Raw genomic sequence first — 23600 nt, 5'->3', positions numbered from 1 at the left:
GATGGATGGGCGAGTCAGAATATGACCAGATGATAAAAACAGGTACAGTTGTCCAAAGCTCAACAGGTACAACCCATGTAGCATCACCAGCGGATATTGAAGCTTTCGGAAAGCAGGCAAAACCAGTAACCATGTATGTAGAATTTGATGTCCCCGAGGAGTCGTTAATCAAAACTAATGAAGGTTGGGCGAAAATTATTGGGCCTGATTCTTTAGAAGGGTGTTTGGCAAGGCACAAAGGAAAACCAGTACCTGAAATGCCAAAGGCCGCTAATATATCTATTAAAGCACATAAAGCCGAGGCGGGAATAAAAGCATGCTCTCAGAAGTAATCGACTGGATGAAAAAAAACTCATCCTATAATATAAATGTCATTAATAATGAGCTAACCACAAGTGTGGTTATTGATTATGATAATGAAAAAGTTTTAGCAAGATTTATTTTTTGGGATGACAATAGTTGTATGCTTGAGGTAATGGATATTAATACGGGTAAATATATATTAAATGAAAGGCATAAAGTGGATGGTATAAAAGATTTTGCTGTCTTTTTTGAAAAATTTAAAAGATCATTAGAATGAAAACAAAGATTACAGTATAGGCCCCTTTAGAACATGCTAAAACCAGTGTTGGATCATGAAGGGACAATTTACTGGAATATTACTCATTAAGCAGCTTTTTTCCGATGGGCTGAATAGGAAGGTTTAATCGAAAAACGACGTCGAGCAGTACGCCGACGGTGAAACCGGGCTGCGTTACAGTTCCGCTACTACGACCCGCCGACCGGACGGTTCACTGTCCAGGATCCGATGAGGTTGAACGGTGATTGAAACCTGTACCTGTACGCGCCGAACCCGCTTATATGGAGTGATCCGTTGGGTCTATCAAATTGTGGGAAAGAGGATAAGCTTTACCGGGGAGTCAGTGCAAAACACCCGGAAATAGAAAATGCAAACAAAGATGGCCCTGATGGTGTTTTCCTAAGTGTATCAACAGGAGCACCACCGCCTGAAACAACCGGGTTTTGAGGGGGCGCAAGCTAATAATTGGGGGGATTTGAAATGCTTCAGTTAGGGAAACACACTGGAGTTACAGTTACTAAACTATGAGGAGGACAAACGATGAATAATAGAGAATATTTTACCTCTATGATTTCTGACAATGGTGGTGAATATATAAAAAATTAAGAGAGATATTAAATTCGCTGAGTGTAAAAGAATATAAAGGGAATCCACGCACCGTAAGAGCCGGCACCATCCAGATATGCGCCTTGAGATTAAACTATCCCAGCGGGCGAGCCGTAATTCACTGGAGCGCAGGAAAACGTGCAGATTCAGTTCCAGCGCCAGCCGGGTCAGTTGATGCCCCTTGTAATGCTGGATGTTCTCCAGTAACGCAGGAAGGCGCTGTAGTGGCAAGCGGGAAGGTGTTGTATGCGAACAGGTGTCACGACGCCTTTAAGGTCGAGGGCGGGATTATATTTGATAAAGCCTTGCTGCACCGCGTAGCGCATGATTTTCGTCAGATACTGACGCACGCGCCCGGCACCATCATGAACACCCTTGCTATCAATAGACTGCACAAGCTGCGCCAGATGCCGGGTTTCTATCTTCGCAACATCCATTGCGGCGATATCATCAGAAAAGATATAGCGATTCAGGCAGGAGAGAATTTTATCTGCATGAGTGTCCGACCAGAGTTTCAGGCTGCTGGTGTGCCATGCAGTAGCGATATGCCTAAAGGTGCGCTTATCTTCTACAGTGCGTTTTTCTGATTCTCGCGGGAGGGAAAGGGATGCGCCTGAAGAGAGCAGTTTGCGTGCAGCATCGCGTTTTTCACGGGCTTCTGCCAGTGAGGTCTGAGGCCAGGGGCCAAAGGCCAGACGGTTTTCTTTGCTCTCAAAACGATAGCGTAAATACTATAACTTAGCGCCGCTGGATGAAACCAGCAGGTACAGGCCAAGTGCATCAGAAATTTTATAGGATTTTTCGCGAGGTTTCGCTGAGCGGATGCGGGAATCAGTTAACATAAGGGCCACTCCGTTCGTCGAACTGAATGACCCGCAATCTGACCCCATTTTTTCCGGATACCGGGGGATAAATCAAAACGTATCCGAAAGAGTTTTTACCCTAACTTACTGAATCACAACAATATAGAGATTCATAAGGAAGCATAAAAAAGAAAAGTGGTGCCCGGACTCGGAATCGAACCAAGGACACGGGGATTTTCAATCCCCTGCTCTACCGACTGAGCTATCCGGGCAACGGGGCGCATTAAACCTGATTCACTGCGTCCCGTCAACGAAATTTCTTCATTTCGTCACAGAGTGCACAATCTATCACCATTTTCTGCGTATTGCACACGCACTCAGGCAAAAAAGGCGGTCCAGAGGGCGGAAATGGGCATCGCCAGCACCAGCGCCGGTAGCATATTGGCCACGGCAAACATCTTTATCCCGCAGATACGCAGCCCGGTCGCCAGCAGCAGGATCCCGCCGACGGCGGTAAAATCGCCCATCATCGCCGGTGTGGTTAGCGGCAGAATAAGCGTCGCGCAGGTGGCGAGCGTCAGTTGAATGACTAACATCGGAACCGAGATGATCGCCACGGCGAAACCGAGGGTGGTGGCAAAGATCAGCGCGGTAAAGAAATCGAGAAACGCTTTGGCAATCAGAATGCTGGGATCGCCGGTCATCCCTTCGCGCATCGCACCGAAAATCCCGGTACCGCTGGCGCAGAAGAGAATAATGATCGCCACCAGGCTCTGAATAAAGGACTCATGGGCGCTGGAGGCTGTCTCCACCGCGTTGCGCTTCTGTGCCAATTTGCGCAAGGCGTTAACGCCACCGCCGATGCCGCGTTCAACATAACAGAGCTCGCCAATAAGGGTGCCGAGCAGCGTCGCCAGCACCATCACCGGCAGGTTGACGCATTTGACCACCAGTAAAATGCCGATGCCAAGCGAGGCAAGACCAAAAATGGAGGGCATTGATGAGCGCACGCGCTCCGGTAAACGGTGGCCCATCAGCGCACCGAGCGTGCCGCCAATCAGCACGGCAGCCGCGTTAATAAAAGGACCTGTCAGCACGTCCACTCTCCCGAAGTGCCATAAAAATGAATAAGAGGGCGCATACCTTAGCATTTTTATGCGCAGCGAAGTGCCCCCCCAGGTTGCGCCTGCGGGTTAAAAATGACATGATTGCGCGAATTTTCATCCATCTGACGGGGCCGCCTGATGCTGTACATTTCAGCCGCTGACACTGCGTTTCACGCCCGTGCCCAGGCCACTCGCCCCCGCTTATCGTCACTCTTTCTCACCATGCGGTGAGGGTAGCGCACGCTCACCGCAGGACAACAGTAAGATCAGCGGTTTTCTGCTTTTACTGATGTCTGGCGTCCGGAGCTGATCCCAGCCAGACATTTTCGTTGGGCGAAGCCACCGCTTCGTCCGGGGCTTCTTACTCCCCTGAAACGGGTATTCGTGCTTATGAACTCACTGAAAATTGCCGTCAGCCGCGAGCTGCTCTCCACGCTCTCAACCCACCGCGAGGTGATCTCTCTTGAGAGTACCGATTTCACGGATGTGGCGGCAGTCGTCATGACGGTAGCGGAGAGCCGCAGCGGCATTCTCGCGCTGCTCAAACGCACTGGTTTTAATCTGCCGGTCTTTCTCTTCTCTGGCGAACCGGTTACCGCGCCCGAAGGCGTGACGGCGGTGATGAGCGGGCGCGATCAGGAGTGGCTGGAGCTGGAAGCCGCTGCCTGTGATTATGAAGCGACGCTGCTGCCGCCCTTCTTCGATACGCTGCGCCAATATGTTGAGATGAAGAACAGCACCTTCGCCTGTCCCGGCCATCAGCACGGCGCGTTCTTCAAAAAGCACCCGGCAGGCCGTCAGTTCTACGACTTTTTCGGTGAGAACGTCTTTCGCGCCGATATGTGCAACGCCGACGTCAAGCTCGGTGATTTGCTGATCCACGAAGGCTCCGCCAAGCACGCGCAGAAGTTTGCCGCCAAAGTGTTTAACGCCGACAAAACCTACTTTGTGCTGAACGGCACCTCAGCCGCCAATAAAGTAGTGACCAATGCGCTGCTGACGCGCGGCGATCTGGTGCTTTTCGATCGCAACAACCACAAATCCAACCACCACGGCGCGCTGATTCAGGCTGGAGCGACGCCGGTTTATCTGGAAGCGGCGCGCAACCCGTTTGGTTTTATCGGCGGCATTGACGATCACTGTTTTGATGAAGCTTACCTGCGCACTTTAATCAGCGATGTCGCGCCCGATAAGGCCAAACAGCCGCGGCCGTTCCGCCTGGCGGTGATCCAGCTTGGCACCTATGACGGCACGATCTACAACGCCCGCCAGGTGATTGACAAGATTGGCCACCTGTGCGACTACATCCTCTTTGATTCGGCGTGGGTCGGTTACGAGCAGTTTATCCCGATGATGGCCGACTGCTCGCCGCTGCTGCTCGATCTGAATGAAAACGATCCGGGGATCTTCGTCACCCAGTCGGTGCATAAACAGCAGGCGGGCTTCTCGCAAACTTCGCAGATCCACAAAAAAGATAATCACCTGCGCGGCCAGGCGCGCTTCTGCCCGCACAAGCGCCTGAATAACGCCTTTATGCTGCACGCATCCACCAGCCCCTTTTACCCGCTATTTGCCGCGCTCGATATCAACGCCAAAATTCACCAAGGCGAGAGCGGGCGCAGGCTGTGGGCAGAGTGCGTCGAGCTGGGCATTGAGGCGCGCAAAGCGATCATCGCTAACTGCAAAATGATCCAGCCCTTTGTGCCGCCGGTGATCGGTGGTCGCCCGTGGCAGGACCACCCCACTGAGCTTATTGCCCGCAAACGGCGCTTCTTCAGCTTTGAGCCGGGCGATAAGTGGCACGGTTTTGCCGGCTACGCCCAGGATCAATATTTTGTCGATCCCTGCAAGCTGCTGCTGACCACACCGGGCATTGATGCAGAGACGGGTGAATACACCGATTTCGGTATTCCAGCCACTATTTTGGCGCACTACCTGCGTGAAAACGGCATTGTGCCGGAGAAGTGCGATCTCAACTCGATCCTTTTCCTGCTGACGCCTGCCGAAAGCGCGGAGAAGATGGCGCAGCTGGTAGCGATGATCGCCCAGTTTGAGCAGCATATCGAAGATGACACACCACTGTCCGACGTGCTGCCGACCATCTTTAACAAATACCCGGTGCGCTACCGCGATTACACCCTGCGCGAGCTGTGCCAGGAGATGCACGATCTCTACGTCAGCTTTGACGTTAAAGATCTGCAAAAAGCAATGTTCCGCAAAGAGAGTTTCCCGGCGGTGGCGATGAATCCGCAGGACGCCAATAGCGAGTTTATTCGCGGCAACGTCGAGCTGGTGCGCATCAGCGAGGCGGAAGGGCGCATTGCGGCAGAGGGCGCGCTGCCCTATCCGCCGGGCGTGCTCTGCGTAGTGCCGGGTGAAGTGTGGGGCGGGGCAGTGCAGCGCTACTTTCTTGCGCTGGAGGAGGGGGTTAACCTGCTGCCCGGCTTTTCGCCGGAGTTACAGGGCGTCTACTCGGAAACCGATGCCGATGGTATCAAGCGCCTCTACGGTTATGTGTTGAAGTAATCATCGCGCCGCCTGGGAAGCGTCTCAGGCGGCCGCGCGGCGGTAAATGCGCCGCGGATGACCAATCTTGCCATACTGCATCTCCACCGCCAGAAAGCCTGCTTCGACACAGTGTTCAAGGTAGCGTCGGGTGGTGGTTTTGCTCAGTCCCGTTTCGTTGACCACCTCATCAACGGAGAAACAGCGCGCCTCGTCGTCGGCAAACAGCTTCTGCACCAGCGCCAGCGTACTCTCTTCAATGCCTTTACTGCCGTTATCCTGGCGGTAGTTTTTCGACTGCAGCTGATAGAGGGTGTCGACGTTCTGCTGGTCGACAATCTTCCACACCCGCTGCTGCTCGGTGAACTGCACAAAGCGCTCGAGCGACTGGCTTAAGCGCTTCCACGACACTGGTTTAAGAATGTAGTCGAAGGCGCCATTGCGGATCGCCTGGCTACAGGTGTCCATATCGCTGGCAGCGGTAATAAAGATCACCGAGCAGTTGGCGTTGATAATCTCAGGATCGCTAATTAGCGTGATCCCTTTACCATCTGGCAGGTAGTTATCCAGCAGCACCAGCTGCGGGCGGGTGCGGCTAAAAAGGGTTCTCGCCTCAGCGAGGGAGGAGGCCATGCCGACCAGCCGCAGGCGCGGATGTTTACTCACCAGCTCAGCGTTGAGCTGCGCCAGCGTCTCTTCATCTTCGACGATCAGCACGTCTATCGGTTCATGTTGCATAAATCTCATCCACGGTGGCGACGGGGCGCTGCGCGCTGCCCGTTTCAGGAATAAACAGAGAGAAGACCGTTCCGCGCGGGGCATTGGCCGATACCTCTATCGAGCCACCCGCCTGGGTGACGTAGCTGGCGATCAGATAGAGGCCAATACCGTGATCGCCACGGCGTTTGGTGGTCACCCCGCGTTCAAAAATACGATCGGCAATCGCCGGATCGATCCCGATGCCGCGATCCGCCACCTCAATGATCAGCTCCCGCTCGTTGAGCAGGAGCAGCACATCGACCGGATCGTGCGGCAGAGTAGCACGTTGAGTCGCTTCAATGGCGTTATCCAGCAGGTTACCGATAATGGAGATCAGCTCCGCTTCCGCCAGCGCACGGCAGGGGCGATCCATGCGGCTCAATGGGTCGAAGTTCAGCTCTACGCCCTTCTCCCGTGCGCGCGCCGCTTTGCCCAGCAGCAGGCCGCAAATGGTTGGCGAGGTAAAGCGCGAGGAGATAAAGTCCAGCAGCTCCTGGGCGTGTTCCGACTGCGCCTGAATATAGTTCACCGCCTCATCGTAACGCTCCATATGCAGCAGGCCGGAAAGGGTGGTCATGCGGTTAAGCTGCTCGTGGCGCATAATGCGCAGGTTGTCGGCATAGCGCTTCACCTGGCTTAACTGCGCGCTCAGGCTGTCGATCTCATTGCGATCGCGAAAGGTGATCACCCACCCTTGTAAGCTATCTTCGAGCATAATGCGCACCCGGCTGGCGATCACCGTCAGGTGGTTAAAGCGGCAAATCTCATCATGGGTGTCGCTCGCAAGCATGGTCGCGGAGGCAAAAAAGGGCACCGGCGCAATCACATCACTAATCGCATGCCCGCGCAGGGCGCGAGTCGGCTGGCTCAAGCCCAGCAGCTTACGCGCCGCCTGGTTGATCACCTCAATGCGCGATTCGCTATCAATGGCAATAACCCCTTCGTAGATCGACTCCATCATCGCCTTCTGCTGGCGCACCAGCAGGCCAATTTCGCGCGGCTCGAGGGAGAAGATCTGCTTTTTAATGCTGCGGGTAAAAAACCAGGAGAAGATAAACAGTGCGACGAGCAGCAGCACAGCGGCAATAAAGATATTAATCACTTTGCCGAGGGTAATCGCATCCAGATAGCTGGTCAGATACCCGACGGAAACTATCCCGACCACCCGACCAGTGTCATCAAAAATCGGCGCTTTACTGCGCAGCGAAATCCCCAGCCCGCCTTTGCGAATGGTGGTGGTGCTTTTACCCTGTAATACTTCCGCGTTATCGCCGCCGACCAGCGTTTTTCCCACCACATCAGTATGTACAGAGTGAAACAGATGCAGGCCTTTATTATCACCAATCACAATAAAGCTGGCATCGCTATGTGAAACCACTTTATGCATAAACTGGTTAATAGCGGGAATATTTTTATCAGCGACGGAGCGACGTAAATTCGGAATTATCGCGATCTCTTCCGCCTGTATTTTTGCGCGCGCACTCATCTCCTGGTAGAGCTGGCGGCCGACGTCCTTGTAATAATAAAAACCCAGCAGAACAAACAAACCAGAGAAGAAAAGCACCAGCGAGATAAACAGCTTGATTTGAAACGAGACCTTCATAACAGCACGCGCAGTAATAAGTAAAACCTCAATGTACCACTTTTCCCAGTTTGGGTGAGGAGTTTGCGGGAAAGTTGTGATCCCTTACACAGCGCGTATTGCTGTTGAAAAACAATCTGTTATAAGCAACTTTTACTGTTTGTTATGAATATGTATTTCCTTTTAAAAAAACCATAAAAACCACGACAATAAATAAGATCCGGCTCACGCAAAATAGAAGAAACCATAAAAACCATAGGTGCCTTAAAAACTCTGCTTTTATTATGCTTGCCCTCACATAACGTGCGTATTTAGCCCACTACGCTGTAAGCACAAAATAACGAAGGGGCTTAATTATGAGCACAACTGACGATTCATTCTCTGTACCCGTAAAGTCACGAACGCTTGATAAGGCATCACTGAAAGATAAGTGGTGGCACATTATGGATAGCTGGAAGGTAGGGATTATTCCGCTGCCGCTGTTCCTGCTGGCGGGCGCATTAATTGCCGTCGACTGTCTTGGCGGTAAACTGCCGAGCGATATCGTAGTGATGGTCGCGACGCTGGCCTTTTTTGGCTTTGCCTGCGGCGAGTTTGGCAAGCGGCTACCAATTGTCGGCAAGCTGGGCGCGGCGGCGATTTGCGCCACCTTTATCCCTTCGGCGATGGTCTATTACGGCCTGCTGCCAGATGTGGTGGTCGAATCCACCACCAAGTTCTATAAATCGACCAACATTCTCTATCTCTATATTTGCTGCATTATTGTCGGCAGCATTATGAGTATGAATCGCACCACGCTGATTCAGGGCTTTTTGCGTATCTTCTTCCCGATGCTGTGCGGTGAGATCGTCGGCATGCTGGTTGGCATGGGCGTGGGCATGGCGCTCGGCATGGAGCCGTTCCAGATCTTCTTCTTTATCATTCTGCCGATTATGGCGGGCGGTGTCGGCGAAGGCGCGATTCCGCTATCGATTGGTTACGCCACGCTGCTGCATATGGATCAGGGCGTTGCGCTGGGCCGCGTGCTGCCGATGGTGATGCTCGGCGGGCTGACGGCGATCATTATCTCCGGCTGCCTGAACCAGCTCGGTAAACGCTTCCCGCACCTGACCGGCGAAGGGCAACTGATGCCAAACCGCAATAACAGCGACGAACCCGCCTCTGCGACCCCGGCGTTCTCCGGTAAAACCGATGTCACTACCATTGCCGCAGGCGCGCTGCTGGCGGTGCTGCTCTATATGATCGGCATGCTCGGCCACAAACTGATTGGCCTGCCTGCACCGGTCGGCATGCTGTTTGTCGCAGTGCTGATTAAGCTCGCCCACGGTGTCTCGCCGCGCCTGCTGGAAGGTTCGCAGGTGGTCTACAAATTCTTCCAGACCTCCGTTACCTACCCAATTCTCTTTGCCGTTGGCGTAGCGATCACGCCGTGGGAAGAGCTGGTTCACGCCCTCACCCTCAACAACCTGCTGGTGATTGTCAGCACTGTCTCCGCGCTGGTCGCGACTGGCTTCTTCGTCGGCAAAAAGATCGGCATGCATCCGATTGATGTCGCCATTGTCTCCTGCTGCCAGAGCGGGCAGGGCGGTACCGGCGACGTCGCCATTCTTACCGCAGGTAACCGTATGAGCCTGATGCCGTTCGCCCAGATCGCTACCCGTATCGGTGGGGCAATCAACGTCTCCATCTCGCTGCTGGTGCTCGGCAACTTCCTCGTCTGATTCAGGAAATACAGGAACTGATATGAAACTCGCAAGCTTTGTTCACCAGGGTATCCGCAGCTACGGCATCGTCAGCGCGGAAGGGATCATCAACCTCGGCCAGCGCCTGGGCGACCGCTACACCGATCTAAAAGCGCTGCTCGCCGCCGATGGTCTGGCGCAGGCCGCGCGCTACGGTGAAGAACCAATCGATCTGCATTTTGAGGAGATCGACTTTCTGCCGGTGATTGATAACCCGGGCAAAATCCTCTGTGTCGGGATGAACTACGCCGAAAAACGCAAAGAGTTTGACCAACACAACCCGGCACCCACGCTGTTTGTCCGCTTCGCCGATTCACAAACCGGCCATAACGCGCCGGTGGTGAAGCCGCGCCACTCCAGCGAGTTCGATTACGAAGGCGAACTGGCGGTGATTATCGGTAAAGGCGGGGAGAATATCGCCCGTGAAACGGCTTTAAGCCATGTGGCGGGTTACAGCTGCTATATGGATGGCTCGGCGCGCGACTGGCAGCACAGCTGGTTTACCGCCGGGAAGAACTGGCGGCAGACCGGGGCATTTGGCCCGTGGATGACCACCGCCGATGAGATCCCCGACCCGCACACACTCGCTATTCGCACCTGGCTCAATGGCCGCATGGTGCAGGATGACACCACCGCCAGCATGATCCACAAAGTCGCTGAGCTTATCGAATACATCAGCACCTTCACCAGCCTGACGCCGGGTGATGTGATTATCACCGGTTCACCGGGCGGCGTCGGGAAAAAGCGCACCCCGCCGCTGTTTATGAAGGCGGGCGATTGCATCGAAGTGGAGATCGAGAAGATCGGACATCTCAGCAATGTGATTGTGGAAGCGCCGGAGCAGGCGCTGGCGGCGGCGCACTAAGGACGAAGACCATCTGATGCACACACGACCCCCCATCGACTTCCGCATTGCGGAAGTCAGCGGCAACACGCCCCGGCTTGAGCGCATCCGCTCGCTGTTAGCCGACAGCGGATTAGGCATGGATAGCGACATCACGACCTTCGTTGAAGCCTGGTCGGGAGAGCAACTGGTGGGGTGTGCAGGCCTTGCCGCGAACGTCATCAAATGCGTGGCAGTCGATGCGCAGCTTCGCGGCGAAAACATCAGTGCCCGGCTGCTGGCGGAAGTGGAGAACCTGGCGCTGGCGCGCGGCCACTTCCATCTCTTTCTCTGCACGCGCCCCTGCAACCGGGAGCGCTTTCAGCACAGCGGCTTCTGGCCCATCGTCCAGAGCGGCAATAACGCGGTGCTGATGGAGAACACGCCGTCGGGCATTGAGCGCTACTGCCGCTCGCTGCGGGCAAAGCGGCTGGCGGGTAAGCGCATTGGTGCCATTGTGATGAACGCCAACCCCTTTACCCTCGGCCACCGCCACCTGGTGGAGCAGGCGGCAAAAGCCTGCGATGCCCTGCATCTGTTTGTGGTGCGCGAAGATGCCTCATTTTTCCCTTTTGCCGCGCGGCTGAAGATGGTGAAGGCGGGCGTGGCGCATCTGGCCAATGTCACGGTGCATGAAGGCTCGCAGTACATCATCTCCCGCGCCACCTTTCCGGCCTACTTCCTGAAAGAGACCGGCAAAGTGCAGCAGGCGTGGAGCGAAATCGACCTGCTGATCTTTCGCAACTATATCGCCCCGGCGCTCGGCATTACCCACCGCTTTATTGGCAGCGAACCCTTTTGCGCTGTGACCCGCCAGTACAACAACACCATGCACCAGATGCTGGCAGGCGCGGTTGAGGTGGTGGAGATCCCACGCATTAAAGCCGCAGGCACGGCAATTTCGGCGTCCGAAGTGCGCCGTTTATTAAAAACACACCAGTTTTCCCGCATTCGGGAAATCGTACCAGATACCACTTTCGCGCATCTTGAAGCCCATTACGGCGTGGAAGTCGCTTAAAAATCAGGACTTATAACTATGAAAATTATACGGGAGGCGCTGGCGGGAACCCTCGAATCCAGCGACCTGATGGTGAAAATCGCCCCTACCGACGGTGAGCTGGAGGTGGTGGTGCGCAGTGAAGTAATTAAGCAGTTTGGCGATCAGATCCGCCGCGTGGTGAATGAGACGCTGCGCGCGATGGAGATCCACCAGGGGTTAATCATTATTGAAGATAAAGGCGCGCTGGATTGCGTGATCCGCGCCCGTCTGCAAAGCGCCGTGCTGCGCGCCGCGGAAGAGAAGGAGATCGCGTGGGGGACATTGCTGTGAAAAAACTTCGTCGTAGCATGCTGTTTCTGCCGGGCGCTAACGCCGCCATGCTCTCCACCGCCTTTATCTACCGCCCCGATTCAATCATGTTCGACCTGGAAGACGCGGTGGCCCTGCGCGAGAAAGATACCGCGCGCCTGCTGGTCTTTCATGCTCTGCAACATCCGATGTATCAGGATATTGAAACCGTGGTACGCATCAACCCGCTGAATACCCCGTTCGGCCTGCCGGATCTTGAAGCGGTCGTGTGCGCGGGCGTTGATGTGGTGCGGCTGCCGAAAACCGACAGCCCGGAGGATATCTACGAACTGGAGCGCCACCTCGAGCGCATTGAGCTTGCCTGCGGGCGTGAAGTGGGATCGACCCGCGTGATGGCGGCGATTGAGTCGGCGATAGGCGTGATTAACGCGGTGGCGATCGCTCGCAGCTCGCAGCGCTTGATCGGCATTGCGCTGGCGGCCTTTGACTATGTGATGGATATGCAGACCGAGCGCGGCGACGGCACCGAACTCTTCTATGCCCGCTGCGCGGTGCTGCACGCCGCCCGCGCTGCCGGTATCGATGCCTTCGACGTGGTGTGGTCAGACGTAAACGATGAAGCCGGGTTCCTGCGCGAAGTTGAACTGGTGCGCAAGATGGGCTTTAACGGCAAATCGCTGATTAACCCGCGCCAGATAGACCTGTTGCATAACGCCTATGCGCCAACGCAGCAGGAGGTCGATCATGCCAAAGTCGTGATTGAAGCGGCAGAGGAGGGGGAGCGTAACGGCCTTGGCGTCGTCTCCCTGAACGGCAAGATGATCGACGCCCCCATTATTAACCATGCGCAGATGGTGCTGGAACGCGCGGCGGCGTCCGGCGTGCGTCGTTAAGGAGAAAACCATGAACCAAACCGAGCTGCTTCACGTCAACTTTCCCCATCTGCGTGAATTAAAACCCTTTGATACCGCCCACAGCGCCACGCCGTGGCTGGCGGATGACGACGCCAGGCTTAACCGTAAACTCTGCGCCTCGCTGGAAGAGGCGATTACGCGCAGCGGCCTGCGCGATGGCATGACCATCTCCTTCCACCACGCTTTTCGCGAAGGCGACCGGGTGATCAACACCGTGGTGGCAACCCTTGCGCGCCTCGGCTTCAAAAACCTGACGCTCGCCTCCAGTTCGCTAATGACTTGTAACGATGAGCTGATTGAGCATATTAAGAGAGGCGTGATCCGCAAAATTTACACCTCCGGTATGCGCGGCAAGCTGGCGGATGCCATCTCCCATGGGCTGATGGCGGAGCCGGTACAGATTCACTCCCACGGCGGGCGGGTAAAACTGTTGCAGGATGGCGAGCTGAAGATCGACGTCGCCTTTCTCGGCGTGCCGTGCAGTGATGCCTTCGGTAACGCCAACGGTACGCAGGGGAAATCCTGCTGCGGCTCGCTCGGCTACGCGATGGTCGACGCCGAATTTGCCGATAAAGTGGTGCTGCTGACCGAAGAAGTGGTGCCCTTTCCCAATATGCCCGCCAGTTTGAGCCAGGATCGGGTGGATCTGATTGTGAAAGTGGAGAGCGTGGGCGATCCGGCAAAAATCAGCGTCGGTGCCGCGCGCGTCACCAGTAATCCACGAGAGCTGATGATCGCCCGCTATGCAGCGGATGTGATTGAGCACTCCGGCTATTTTCGCGACGGCTTCTCGATGCAGACCGGCTCCGGCGCAGCCTCAACTGCCGCGACCCGCTTTATGGCCGAGAAGATGGAGCGCCGCGGCGTCAAAGCCCGGTTCGCCCTCGGCGGCATCACCGGCAGCCTGGTCGAACTGCATGAGAAGGGGCTGATTGAGAAGCTGCTTGATACCCAGTGCTTTGATGGCGAAGCGGCGGCTTCGCTGCGTCGTAATCCCAACCATGTGGAGATCTCGACCAACGTTTACGCCAACCCCGGCGGTAAAGCCGCGAGCTGCGACCAGCTGGATGTGGTGATCCTCAGCGCGCTGGAGATCGATATCGACTTTAACGTCAACGTGATTACCGGTTCAGACGGTGTCATGCGCGGCGCATCCGGCGGCCACTGCGATGTGGCAGCGGCGGCAAATCTGACCATTGTGGTTGCCCCATTACTGCGCAGCCGCATTCCAACAGTGGTGAAGCGCGTGACTACCCGCCTGACGCCGGGGGAGAGCATTGACGTGCTGGTCACCGACCACGGCATTGCGGTCAACCCGGCGCGCCCGGAAGTCCGCGAACGTTTAGTGGCGGCAGGGCTGAAAGTTGTCGATATCGAAGCGCTCTATCAGCGGGCAATTTCCCTTACCGGCGAACCAAAACCGATCGCCTTTACCGACCGCATTGTCGGCGTGATCCGCTACCGCGACGGCAGCGTGATCGACGTTGTGCGCCAGGTGAAAGAGGAGGCGTTATGACCACCATGACCCCTGAACGTGTGGGTGTCAGCCTTGAGGCGCTACTGGCGGCGAAAGAGAAGCGCGCCGCGCGCCAGGCTGACTGGCTTCGCCACTATCAGCAACCGATTATCTCCCTGACGCTGGTTACGCCGGGCGCGGTGAAAGATACGATGCGCTATCGCAACACCATGGGCGTGGCGCTGCAGGCCTGCGACCAGATGCTGTGGCAGCGTGGCTGGCAGACGCTCGACCGCCAGGTGCTGTGGTTGCCGACCGGCGCGGAAGCGATGTGGTGTGTCGCTCATCCGGCGGCGGAAATAAAGGCGCAGTGCATTGAGCTGGAGCAGACCCACCCGCTCGGCAGGCTGTGGGATTTTGATATCTTCTGCCCGCAAAATGGCCAGGTGGGCCGCCATTCACTGGATCGCAGCACCCGCCGCTGTCTGGTGTGCGATGAACCGGCGCACAACTGCGCCCGCTCCCGCCGTCATCCGCTGGATGAAGTGGTGAGCCGCGTTGAGGGGCTGATCAATGGCTGGTTTACCCGCGACTAAACCTGCCGTGGCATTTGTGCCTGCGCTGGCGGCGCGGGCGCTGCGCCTCGAGCTGGATCTCACCCCGAAGCCGGGGCTGGTGGACAGGGCGAACAGCGGTGCGCACCGCGATATGGATTACGCCCTGTTTCTCGCCAGCATTGACGCCATTACGCCGTGGTTTGCTCGCTTCGAGCAGGCGGGTTTTGACCATGCCCATAAACCTGCGTCGGCGCAGTTACGGCTAATTCGACCGATGGGGATTGCCTGCGAGCAGGCGATGTTTGCCGCCACTGATGGGGTAAACACACATAAAGGCGGCATCTTCTCCCTCGGAATGCTGTCTTTTGCCGCCGGGCGGCTGCGGGGGCTGGGTTGGCAACTGAGCGCAGATGCGCTTTGTGATGAGGTGAGCGCGATCTGCCGCGGGCTGGTGGCGCGCGAGCTTGCCGGGCGGGCGCAGGCGATCACCGCGGGGGAAAAGCAGTTTCGCGACTATGGCCTGACCGGCGCGCGCGGCGAGGCGGAGCAGGGGTTTATCACCGTACGCCGGGCGGTGTTGCCCTTCTGGCAGCAGGAGCAGGGGGAGCGCCGTTTGCAGAATGCGCTGCTCAGGCTGATGGCGGTAAATTGCGACAGTAACCTCGTGTCGCGCGGCGGTATGGCCGGGCTGCGTTATGTGCAGGATTATGCGCAGCAGCTATTAACCACCGGCTGGGAGAGGGATGATTTACGCCAGATGGACCAGGCGTTGATTGCGCGGCATTTAAGCCCCGGTGGCAGCGCCGATCTGCTGGCGGTGGCGTATGTGCTGGCGATGATCCCGTAACCAACGCTGTTACCCGGACCGGATAAGGCATCGCCGCCATCCGGCGATGAGTGGCAATGCCTGACGGCGGTGTTATGTAGGCCGGATAAGGCATCGCCGCCATCCGGCGATGCGTGGTAATGCCTGATGGCGGTGTTATGTAGGCCGGATAAGGCAACGCCGCCATCCGGCAATCGGTGGCAATGCCTGATGGCGGTGTTTTGTAGGCCGGATAAGGCATCACCGCCATCCGGCGATGAGTGGTAATGCCCGATGGCGGTGTTATGTAGGCCGGATAAGGCATCGCCGCCATCCGGCGATGGGGGTAATGCCCGATGGCGGTGTTATGTAGGCCGGATAAGGCATCGCCGCCATCCGGCAATGGGTGCAAATGCCTGATGGCGCTGCGCTTATCAGGCCTACAAAAACTGCGCTTATCAGACCAACAAAAACTTCGCTTATCAGGCTACCAAACAATACCGATAAAAAACCCGGCGCTCAGGCCGGGTTTTCTGTTTACGCTTTCTGCGTCACGCCAGATGGCTCTCGCACATGTTTGTATTTAAACAGCATCACGAAGGCGACGGCCAGCACCAGCGAGTAACCGGCGAAGATGAGCCACACGGTTTTCCAGTCTGTAATGCCGGCGGTGGTGTACATCTCTACCACTTTGCCGCTCACCATACCACCGAGGATACAGCCGAAGCCGTTGGTCATCATCAGCAGCATACCCTGTGCGCTGGCGCGAATTTCCGGGCTCACCTCTTTCTCAACAAACACCGAGCCGGAGATATTGAAGAAGTCGAAGGCGCAACCGTACACGATCATCGACAGCACCAGCAGCACGGTACCGAATGGCGTCGGATCGCCGTAGGCGAACAGACCAAAGCGCAGTACCCAGGCGAGAATACTGATCATCATGACGTTCTTAATGCCGTAACGGCTCAGGAAGAACGGAATGGCGAGGATAAAGACGGTTTCCGAAATCTGTGAAATCGACATCATTACCGACGCATGGGTAACGATAAAGCTGTTAGCGAACAGTGGATTAGAGTCGAAGCTGTGCAGGAAGGTGTTGCCGAACATATTGGTGATCTGCAACTCTGCGCCCAGCAGCATAGAGAAGATAAAGAAGATCGCCATACGTTTGTTTTTATACAGCGCAAAGGCATTCAGGCCGAGCATCTCGACCCAGGTCTGCTTTTGCTTGCTGTTTGCCACCGGAATGTGCGGCAACGTCAGCGCAAGCACGCTCAGCAGCAGCGACAGCGCGGCGCCAATATAGAGCTGCATATGGCTTAACTCAAAGCCGGAGAAGCTTACCGCCCACATCGCGAGGATAAAGCCGATGGTGCCCCAGATACGAATTGGCGGGAAATCGGTGACGATATCGTGCCCGGCGGACTTAAGGCGGAAATAGGAGATAGAGTTCACCAGGCTCAGGGTCGGCATATAGGCCAGCGAGTTGAGCAGAATAATGGCAAACATCGCGCCTGGCGTGGTGACGCCTGCGGCAATAAACAGCGTGATGGCACCGACCAAATGGCAGAGGGCATAAACCCATTTCGCGCTGAGCCACTTATCGGCGACGATGCCTAAAAGCGTTGGCATAAACAGCGAGGCGATTCCAAGGGAGCTGTAGACCGCGCCGACTTCCGCGCCCTGAAATTTCAGGGTCACGATCATATAAGAGCCAAGTGTCGTCAGCCAACTGCCCCACAGGCAGAACTGCAGAAAGATGATGACTTTCAGCTGCAGCTTAAGATTCATGCTAATTTCCTCGCAAAGGAGACGGTTGTCGTTGTAATGGGCAGATATACTGCGAATTTCGGCGGCACTTTATCACTTTGCGGCGGCGTTGTTTGTTACGTGCGACAGAAAAATGCAATCTTCGTCTGATTGCATTCTTATTAAGTGATCTTGATCACGCTTTTGCGCAACCGATTGCGAGGGCCAGAAGACGGGCTTATGCCCTTTTACCCGCGAAGGTAAAAAGGCATAAACCGCAATGGCGTTAATTCCGGCGGTAGGTTTTCTGCGCGGAGTTTACTTTATAGAGATAGCGCCGCGATTCGGCAGAAGGGTGGCGCGTGGTGAGCGTTTCATACACATCACCCGGCGACATGGTGTTGATGATATTCGCCGCCTGCACTTTATCCGCCGAGAAGACGCGCAGTACGCTGCCCGCGCCGCCGTTATAGGCGGTGATCACCGCATAACGCCGTGAGGTCGGGTTGCTGATACCAGCAAGGTAAATATTGTTAAGCATCGCCAGGTAAGCGGTGCCGGTATCAATATTGCTCTGCGGATCGAAGAGATAGCTGCGGTCCGGCGTGCCGGATTTCCCCTGTGCGCGGAAGACATCTTTCCCGGCGCTGTGCTGCACTACCTGCATCAAACCGAGCGCGTCGGAGCGGCTTACCGCATAGGGGTTAAAGGAGGATTCCGTCTGCATAATGGCCAGAATCAACGACTCCTCAACGCCATACTTATGCGACGCTTTGCGCACCATACCCATATATTTATGCGCACGTTTATCGAGGTGGTTCGGCACCAGATTGATGGTGATGCTGGAGATGACGCGAATGCCGCTGGTGCGGGTTTGCAGCCGCGTTTGCAGCAGATAATCGGCATATTTTTCCGCGCGCCACTGCCAGCGAATCGCTTCGCCGTTGTTATCCAGCACCTGGCCATAGAGGAAGGGCTGCCTGGAAATGGTGATATCGTCAGTATCGGAGTAGAGATCGATAGAGCCGGGATCGTCGCCCATCAACAGCGTTTTGACGATCGCCGCGCGCAGATGCGCCGCCGGATCGGTCGCCGAAATGGTCTCGACGGTAATCGTCCCTTCATCAAAGTTGATGTGGCTTCGCGTCTGGTACTGATCGGTATACTTAACGTAATCCTTCGGGCCTGCGATCAGTACTTCGTTAAAGCCCCATAAATTCTCAATATTGTGGGCGAACTGGCCCATCAAAATGTCAAAACCGTTAGTGTCTTTGATCCAGGCTTCGTTGTAGTCTTCGCCGGATTTATTAGAGCTGGAACAAGAGATCAACAGTGGCGCGATCATCGCTAGCGCTAAAAATTTTTTCATCATTCCGGATGCAGTTGTGTTTGATTACAGCGCCTGAGACGCTCGCGAACCGGCAATGCCTTCCCTGGATTTATGGCACTGCCGGCAGGTTTAAACCACGACGCCTATTTTTTTTCTTGTGGCGTGTAGCCTTCAATGTGCACGTCTTTGCCTTCAAACAGGAAGTTGACCATCTCCTCCTCCAGCAATTTACGGTGCTCGGCGTTCATCATGTTAAGTTTCTTCTCATTGATCAGCATCGTCTGCTTCTGCTGCCACTGCTTCCAGGCCTCTTTCGAGATCTCGTTGTAAATGCGTTTACCCAGGTCGCCCGGATAGAGCTGGAAGTCTTGCCCTTCCGCTTCGCGTTGCAGGAAGGTACAAAAAATGGTTCTGCTCATAATCACTCCTCTTTCTGCGCGCTGCGCAAGGCTGCTTCGGCGCGTAATTGCTGTATCAGGCGTTCCACCGGAGCCGCCAGACCGACGGATGGCGGTTGCGCTAAGTTATACCAAAGACCTGCGCCTTCATCCATGCATGCGGCAAAGGAGGACACAGGAAGCCACATCGGCACAATATCGAGGTGGAAATGGCTAAAAGTATGGCGGAACGCGACAAGTTGGCTGAGAGTATCCGCGCTAATCTCTCTTTGCGCCAGCCAGTCGCGCAGCGCCGCTTCATCGCTAAACTGCGGGAAGCAGAAGAGGCCGCCCCACAGGCCGCTCGGCGGGCGCTGCTCAAGGTAGACCGCACCCTCATGCTCCATCAGCAGCAGATAACCGGTGCGCACAGGCAGAGTCTGCTTCGGCTTTTTACCCGGATAGCTGCTCCAGCTGTGCGTGGCGTAAGCGATACAGCCGCTTTGCAGCGGGCAGAGTTCACACTTCGGCTTTGAGCGGGTACAGACCATGGCGCCAAGATCCATCATCGCCTGGTTAAAGCGCTCGACGCCTTTTGCTGGCGTCACCTGCTCGCTTATCTCCCACAGGCGTTTCTCCACCTCTTTCTTACCTGGCCAGCCGGCTACCGCATAACAGCGGGCGAGCACGCGCTTCACGTTGCCATCGAGAATGGGAAAGTGCTTACCGAGTGATAAAGAGAGGATCGCGCCCGCCGTTGAGCGGCCAACGCCCGGCAGGGCGGCGACTTCGTCAAAGGTTTCAGGAAAACGGCCATGGTGCAGCGTGGCGACCTGCTGCGCGGCTTTATGCAGGTTGCGCGCGCGGGCGTAGTAACCGAGCCCGGTCCACAGATGCAGCACTTCATCCAGCGGCGCGTTGGCTAAATCGGTCACCGTCGGGAAGCGCGCCATAAAGCGCTCAAAATAGGGGATCACCGTTGCGACCTGGGTTTGTTGCAACATCACTTCTGACAGCCATACTTTGTAGGGCGTCTTTTCAATTTGCCAGGGCAGGGTTTTCCGCCCGAATTTGTCGTACCAGTCCAGAACCTGGGCTGAGAATTGAGACGCTTGCATGGTCACCAGAATCGCTTTATCAGGGGCGACGATTGCAGCACAGCGGCGTTGCACTGTAAACCGGAACTTTCCGGTGCTTGCATCATGCCATGATCTTTGGATAATGCCCGTTTCCTGAACACTCTCACGAGCAGAAAACTTATGAATAACGACGTCATTTCACCGGAATTTGATGAAAATGGCCGCCCGCTGCGCCGCATTCGTAGCTTTGTCCGTCGCCAGGGGCGTCTGACAAAGGGTCAGCAGCATGCGCTGGACAATTACTGGCCGGTGAAGGGCGTTGAGTTTACCGAACAGCCGCTCGACTTTACCGCGCTGTTTGGTCGTAGCGCGCCGGTAACGCTGGAGATCGGTTTCGGCATGGGCGCTTCGCTGGTCGAAATGGCGAAAACCCGCCCGGAGCAGGATTTCCTCGGCATTGAAGTACACTCGCCGGGCGTCGGTGCTTGCCTCTCTTCCGCTCACGAAGAGGGCGTCGAGAACCTGCGCGTGATGTGCCATGACGCGGTAGAAGTGCTGCACACCATGATCCCGGACAACGCCTTAAACATGGTGCAACTCTTTTTCCCGGACCCGTGGCATAAAGCGCGTCATAATAAGCGCCGTATTGTGCAGGTACCCTTTGCCGAGCTGGTGAAGAGCAAGCTCAAGCTGGGCGGCGTGTTCCATATGGCGACCGACTGGGAAGCCTATGCTGAACATATGCTGGAGGTGATGAACTCCATCGACGGCTATAAAAACCTGTCAGCCAGCAACGACTATGTGCCGCGCCCGGAATCGCGCCCGGTAACGAAATTTGAACAGCGTGGCCACCGTCTTGGTCACGGTGTATGGGACTTAATGTTCGAGAGGGTGAAATAATGGCAAAGAACCGCAGCCGTCGCTTGCGTAAAAAAATGCATATCGACGAATTTCAGGAAGTGGGTTTCTCCGTCGCGTGGCGTTTCCCGGAAGGCACAACGGAAGAGCAGATCGACAGCACCGTTGATAACTTCATCCAGCAGGTGATTGCGCCGAATAAACTGGCGTTCGATGGCAGCGGCTATCTGGCGTGGGAGGGGTTAATCTGCCTGCAAGAGATTGGCAAATGTACCGAAGAGCATCAGGCTCTTGTGCGCAAGTGGCTGGAGGAGCAGAAGCTCGAAGCGGTACGTACCAGCGAACTTTTCGACGTTTGGTGGGACTAAACAAACATAAGGGCCAGCATCTGCTGGCCCATTTTGTCTCTACAGGAGTTTATACAATGCGTAAAACGCTGCTGGCGGCAACGCTCACCCTTACAGCTTTCGCGGCGCAGGCAGATTATCAGTGCAGCGTCACGCCGCGCGATGATGTGATTATCAGCCCGCAAACCGTTCAGGTGAAGGGCGAGAACGGCAATCTGGTGATCACGCCAGAGGGTAATGTGATGTTTAACGGCAAACAGCCATCGCTTAGCGCCGCCCAGCGCGAGCAGGCGAAAGATTACCAGGCTGAGCTGCGCAGCGCCCTGCCGTGGATCGACAACGGTGCGCTGACTCGCGTAGAGAAGAACCGTATTGCGCTGGATAAGATCATCGTTAAAGAGGTGGGGGAGAGCAGCAGCATGCGTAACCGCCTCACCAAACTCGATGCGCAGCTTAAAGAGCAGATGAACCGCATCATTGAACATCGCAGCGACGGCCTGACCTTCCACTATAAGGCGATTGAACAGGTTCGCGCCGATGGTCAGCAGTTAGTCAACCAGGCTATGGGCGGCATTCTGCAGGACAGCATTAATGAAATGGGTGCGAAAGCAGTAATGAAAAGCGGCGGTAACCCATTGCAGAATGTGCTCGGTAACCTCGGTGGTTTACAAACCGCTATCCAGAACGAATGGAAAAATCAGGAAGCTGATTTCCAGCAGTTTGGCAAAGATGTCTGTCAGCGTGTGGTTTCCCTCGAAGAGAGCCGCAAAGCGTTAACCTCATCACTTAAGTAATGCGCTACCGTGGCCTTTTGTCATCGACCAAAGGCCCTTTCAACGCGATATATAATTATTCCCTCTCCCTTATTGCTGCCTATTAAGTAACAATCATTTATCGTTTATTTAATAAATCTTGCAGAGCCAGTTTAAATTTATCCATAAGCTTTTATTCACAAAGGCAAGAGTTAATTCTCCTTTTTGGCCTACCAAAATTTAGGGTTTACTTAAGTGATTTGTCGATTATTTGAGTTGTTCATGATTTGTGTACTTTCAGAATGTTCTTGTTGATGCTAATATCGCCGCCTCAAATCACGGATATGATTTCTTCATAAATACTCCTATGTCATCAATAAATATACAGCCGAAAGGCGACGCTTCATTTTATGAAGATTCCGCCCTTTCCTTTAAAAATAACGAGATCGACCTGATTTATCTGATTAGCCTGTTATGGCGAGGTAAAAAGCTCATTATCGGCACAGTTGTACTGTTCGCTGTTGTTGGCTTTTTTATCGCTGCATTATTGCCACAAAAATGGACTAGCCAGGCGGAGATCACTCCGGCAGAGCGTATCCAGTGGGCGGAGCTGCAGAGAGCGCTCATGACGCTACAGGTTCTTGACGTGAAAACGTCTATTTCACAAAGCGACGTCTATAACCTGTTTCTGAAGAAATTCACCTCTCAGTCTCTGAAAGAGGAGTTTCTCGCCAGCTCTCCGCTGGTGCTGGGCAAGCTGGAAGAGAATAACCTCGATCAATATGAGCTACGCCGCGCGCTGACGCTGCTGACCGAAAAGATCAAAGCAACCAACAACGCAAAACAGGCGAGTGCTGATAACACGCCGTATGCCTCCTGGACGCTCAGCTTTACCGCGCCTACGGCGGAGGACGCCCAGCAGGTACTGAAAGGCTACATCGATTTTATTAGCGCCAAAGTAATCAATGAGACACTGGCTACGCTGCGCAATGATGTTGAGCTGAAGAAGAGTTTTGAAAAGAACGTGCTGGAGATGGATCGCGCGCGTATTGCTACGAAGCATGATGCGAATTTGAAACGCCTGAATTACTCCCTCGAAGTGGCGAATGCCGCGGGCATCAAACGTCCGGTCTATAGCAACGGCCAGGCGGTAAAGGATGACCCGGACTTCTCCATCGCGCTCGGTGCGGATGGTATCTCGGAAAAACTGCGTATTGAGCAGTCGATGAAAGATTTCACCGAGCTGAATGCTGATTTCCGTAACCGTGAATACACGCTGGCGCAGTTGCAACAACTTGATATTAAAGATGTGGAGTTTTCCCCCTTCAAATATCAACTTTCGCCGTCGCTGCCGATGAAAAAAGATGGGCCGGGTAGAGCGATTATCATGGCGCTGGCCATCATTCTTGGTGGCGTTATCTCCTCTGGCGTCGTCTTATTGCGCCACGCGATGCACCAGCGGAAATTGCTGTAACCATCATTTTTAAAATAATCACAATAC

General features: G+C 55.1%; 22 protein-coding genes, 1 tRNA gene and 1 pseudogene. 15 read left to right on the top strand and 9 right to left on the bottom strand.

Going from position 1 to position 23600, the window contains the following annotated elements:
* Window positions 1-5: 5 nt before the first annotated feature.
* Both HF650_RS25385 and HF650_RS20210 read left to right on the top strand, forming a co-directional pair.
* Window positions 6-332 carry a hypothetical protein gene (locus HF650_RS25385; RefSeq protein WP_223284219.1) on the top strand — a complete coding sequence of 109 codons (327 nt, stop codon included), beginning with the start codon at window positions 6-8 and terminating at the stop codon, window positions 330-332.
* The gene (locus HF650_RS20210; protein WP_223284218.1) at window positions 317-580 is read left to right on the top strand and encodes a hypothetical protein; all 264 of its coding nucleotides are present in this window, start codon (window positions 317-319) and stop codon (window positions 578-580) included. The genes HF650_RS25385 and HF650_RS20210 overlap by 16 nt, the downstream gene beginning before the upstream one ends.
* Window positions 581-1244: 664 nt before the next feature.
* Here the strand turns inward: HF650_RS20210 and HF650_RS25380 are convergent.
* From HF650_RS25380 to HF650_RS20195, 3 genes and pseudogenes are all read right to left on the bottom strand, one after another.
* Window positions 1245-2028, bottom strand: a pseudogene (locus HF650_RS25380) (integrase arm-type DNA-binding domain-containing protein); the annotation flags it as partial.
* 157 nt (window positions 2029-2185) lie between these two features.
* A tRNA-Phe gene (locus tag HF650_RS20200) sits at window positions 2186-2261 on the bottom strand.
* A gap of 105 nt (window positions 2262-2366) precedes the next feature.
* Window positions 2367-3086, bottom strand: a complete 720-nt coding sequence (locus HF650_RS20195) for a DUF554 domain-containing protein (protein ID WP_187800109.1) — start codon at window positions 3084-3086, stop codon at window positions 2367-2369.
* A 399-nt stretch (window positions 3087-3485) separates the two neighbouring features.
* Between HF650_RS20195 and HF650_RS20190 the strand changes: the two genes are divergently transcribed.
* The gene (locus HF650_RS20190; RefSeq protein ID WP_187800108.1) at window positions 3486-5621 is read left to right on the top strand and encodes an ornithine decarboxylase; all 2136 of its coding nucleotides are present in this window, start codon (window positions 3486-3488) and stop codon (window positions 5619-5621) included.
* A 24-nt stretch (window positions 5622-5645) separates the two neighbouring features.
* On the opposite strand, the gene HF650_RS20185 is transcribed toward HF650_RS20190, so the two are convergent.
* Together HF650_RS20185 and HF650_RS20180 are read right to left on the bottom strand one after the other, a co-directional pair.
* Entirely contained in the window at window positions 5646-6338 is a 693-nt protein-coding gene (locus HF650_RS20185; protein WP_187800107.1) for a response regulator, read from the bottom strand.
* On the bottom strand, window positions 6328-7962 hold the full coding sequence (locus tag HF650_RS20180; protein ID WP_187800106.1) for a sensor histidine kinase: 1635 nt from the start codon (window positions 7960-7962) through the stop codon (window positions 6328-6330). The genes HF650_RS20185 and HF650_RS20180 overlap by 11 nt, the downstream gene beginning before the upstream one ends.
* A gap of 335 nt (window positions 7963-8297) precedes the next feature.
* On the opposite strand from HF650_RS20180, the gene HF650_RS20175 reads away from it, so the two are divergent.
* The 8 genes from HF650_RS20175 to citG are packed head-to-tail and all read left to right on the top strand — an operon-like array spanning window position 8298 to window position 15649.
* A complete protein-coding gene (locus HF650_RS20175; protein ID WP_187800105.1) occupies window positions 8298-9662 on the top strand; it encodes a 2-hydroxycarboxylate transporter family protein in 1365 nt (454 codons plus the stop codon).
* 22 nt (window positions 9663-9684) lie between these two features.
* Window positions 9685-10548, top strand: a complete 864-nt coding sequence (locus tag HF650_RS20170) for a fumarylacetoacetate hydrolase family protein (protein ID WP_187800104.1) — start codon at window positions 9685-9687, stop codon at window positions 10546-10548.
* A 16-nt stretch (window positions 10549-10564) separates the two neighbouring features.
* On the top strand, window positions 10565-11584 hold the full coding sequence (gene citC / locus HF650_RS20165) for a [citrate (pro-3S)-lyase] ligase (protein ID WP_187800103.1): 1020 nt from the start codon (window positions 10565-10567) through the stop codon (window positions 11582-11584).
* A gap of 18 nt (window positions 11585-11602) precedes the next feature.
* Window positions 11603-11896 carry a citrate lyase acyl carrier protein gene (gene citD, locus HF650_RS20160; protein ID WP_187800102.1) on the top strand — a complete coding sequence of 98 codons (294 nt, stop codon included), beginning with the start codon at window positions 11603-11605 and terminating at the stop codon, window positions 11894-11896.
* Window positions 11893-12768 carry a citrate (pro-3S)-lyase subunit beta gene (gene citE / locus HF650_RS20155; protein WP_187802775.1) on the top strand — a complete coding sequence of 292 codons (876 nt, stop codon included), beginning with the start codon at window positions 11893-11895 and terminating at the stop codon, window positions 12766-12768. The genes citD and citE overlap by 4 nt, the downstream gene beginning before the upstream one ends.
* Window positions 12769-12778: 10 nt before the next feature.
* Window positions 12779-14305 carry a citrate lyase subunit alpha gene (gene citF, locus HF650_RS20150; protein WP_187800101.1) on the top strand — a complete coding sequence of 509 codons (1527 nt, stop codon included), beginning with the start codon at window positions 12779-12781 and terminating at the stop codon, window positions 14303-14305.
* Window positions 14302-14841, top strand: coding sequence for a citrate lyase holo-[acyl-carrier protein] synthase (gene citX / locus HF650_RS20145; RefSeq protein ID WP_187800100.1), 540 nt, complete (start codon window positions 14302-14304; stop codon window positions 14839-14841). The genes citF and citX overlap by 4 nt, the downstream gene beginning before the upstream one ends.
* The gene (citG, locus tag HF650_RS20140; RefSeq protein WP_187800099.1) at window positions 14819-15649 is read left to right on the top strand and encodes a triphosphoribosyl-dephospho-CoA synthase CitG; all 831 of its coding nucleotides are present in this window, start codon (window positions 14819-14821) and stop codon (window positions 15647-15649) included. Before citX ends, citG begins: the two co-directional genes overlap by 23 nt.
* Window positions 15650-16144: 495 nt before the next feature.
* Here citG and HF650_RS20135 read toward each other — a convergent pair whose 3' ends face one another.
* The 4 genes from HF650_RS20135 to mutY form a co-directional block, all read right to left on the bottom strand.
* Window positions 16145-17398, bottom strand: a complete 1254-nt coding sequence (locus HF650_RS20135) for a nucleoside permease (protein WP_187800098.1) — start codon at window positions 17396-17398, stop codon at window positions 16145-16147.
* Between the two features lie 244 nt (window positions 17399-17642).
* Entirely contained in the window at window positions 17643-18725 is a 1083-nt protein-coding gene (gene mltC / locus HF650_RS20130; protein ID WP_187802774.1) for a membrane-bound lytic murein transglycosylase MltC, read from the bottom strand.
* A 104-nt stretch (window positions 18726-18829) separates the two neighbouring features.
* A complete protein-coding gene (locus tag HF650_RS20125; RefSeq protein WP_187800097.1) occupies window positions 18830-19105 on the bottom strand; it encodes an oxidative damage protection protein in 276 nt (91 codons plus the stop codon).
* A 2-nt stretch (window positions 19106-19107) separates the two neighbouring features.
* Window positions 19108-20181, bottom strand: a complete 1074-nt coding sequence (gene mutY / locus HF650_RS20120) for an A/G-specific adenine glycosylase (protein ID WP_187800096.1) — start codon at window positions 20179-20181, stop codon at window positions 19108-19110.
* Window positions 20182-20322: 141 nt separating this feature from the next.
* Between mutY and trmB the strand changes: the two genes are divergently transcribed.
* The 4 genes from trmB (at window position 20323) to wzz(fepE) (ending at window position 23573) form a co-directional block, all read left to right on the top strand.
* Window positions 20323-21042 carry a tRNA (guanosine(46)-N7)-methyltransferase TrmB gene (gene trmB / locus HF650_RS20115; RefSeq protein ID WP_187800095.1) on the top strand — a complete coding sequence of 240 codons (720 nt, stop codon included), beginning with the start codon at window positions 20323-20325 and terminating at the stop codon, window positions 21040-21042.
* The gene (locus HF650_RS20110; RefSeq protein ID WP_187800094.1) at window positions 21042-21368 is read left to right on the top strand and encodes a YggL family protein; all 327 of its coding nucleotides are present in this window, start codon (window positions 21042-21044) and stop codon (window positions 21366-21368) included. Before trmB ends, HF650_RS20110 begins: the two co-directional genes overlap by 1 nt.
* Before the next feature lie 56 nt (window positions 21369-21424).
* Window positions 21425-22141 (top strand): DUF2884 domain-containing protein, encoded by a 717-nt coding sequence (locus tag HF650_RS20105; RefSeq protein WP_187800093.1) that lies wholly within the window; start codon window positions 21425-21427, stop codon window positions 22139-22141.
* 325 nt (window positions 22142-22466) lie between these two features.
* Complete coding sequence (wzz(fepE), locus tag HF650_RS20100; protein WP_187800092.1) at window positions 22467-23573, top strand: LPS O-antigen length regulator Wzz(fepE); 1107 nt, start codon at window positions 22467-22469, stop codon at window positions 23571-23573.
* Window positions 23574-23600: the final 27 nt, after the last annotated feature.

Origin of the sequence: Kosakonia sp. SMBL-WEM22 (assembly GCF_014490785.1) — a bacterium.
Taxonomy (GTDB): Bacteria; Pseudomonadota; Gammaproteobacteria; order Enterobacterales; family Enterobacteriaceae; genus Kosakonia.
This window is presented reverse-complemented; position numbering and strand designations above follow the sequence as displayed.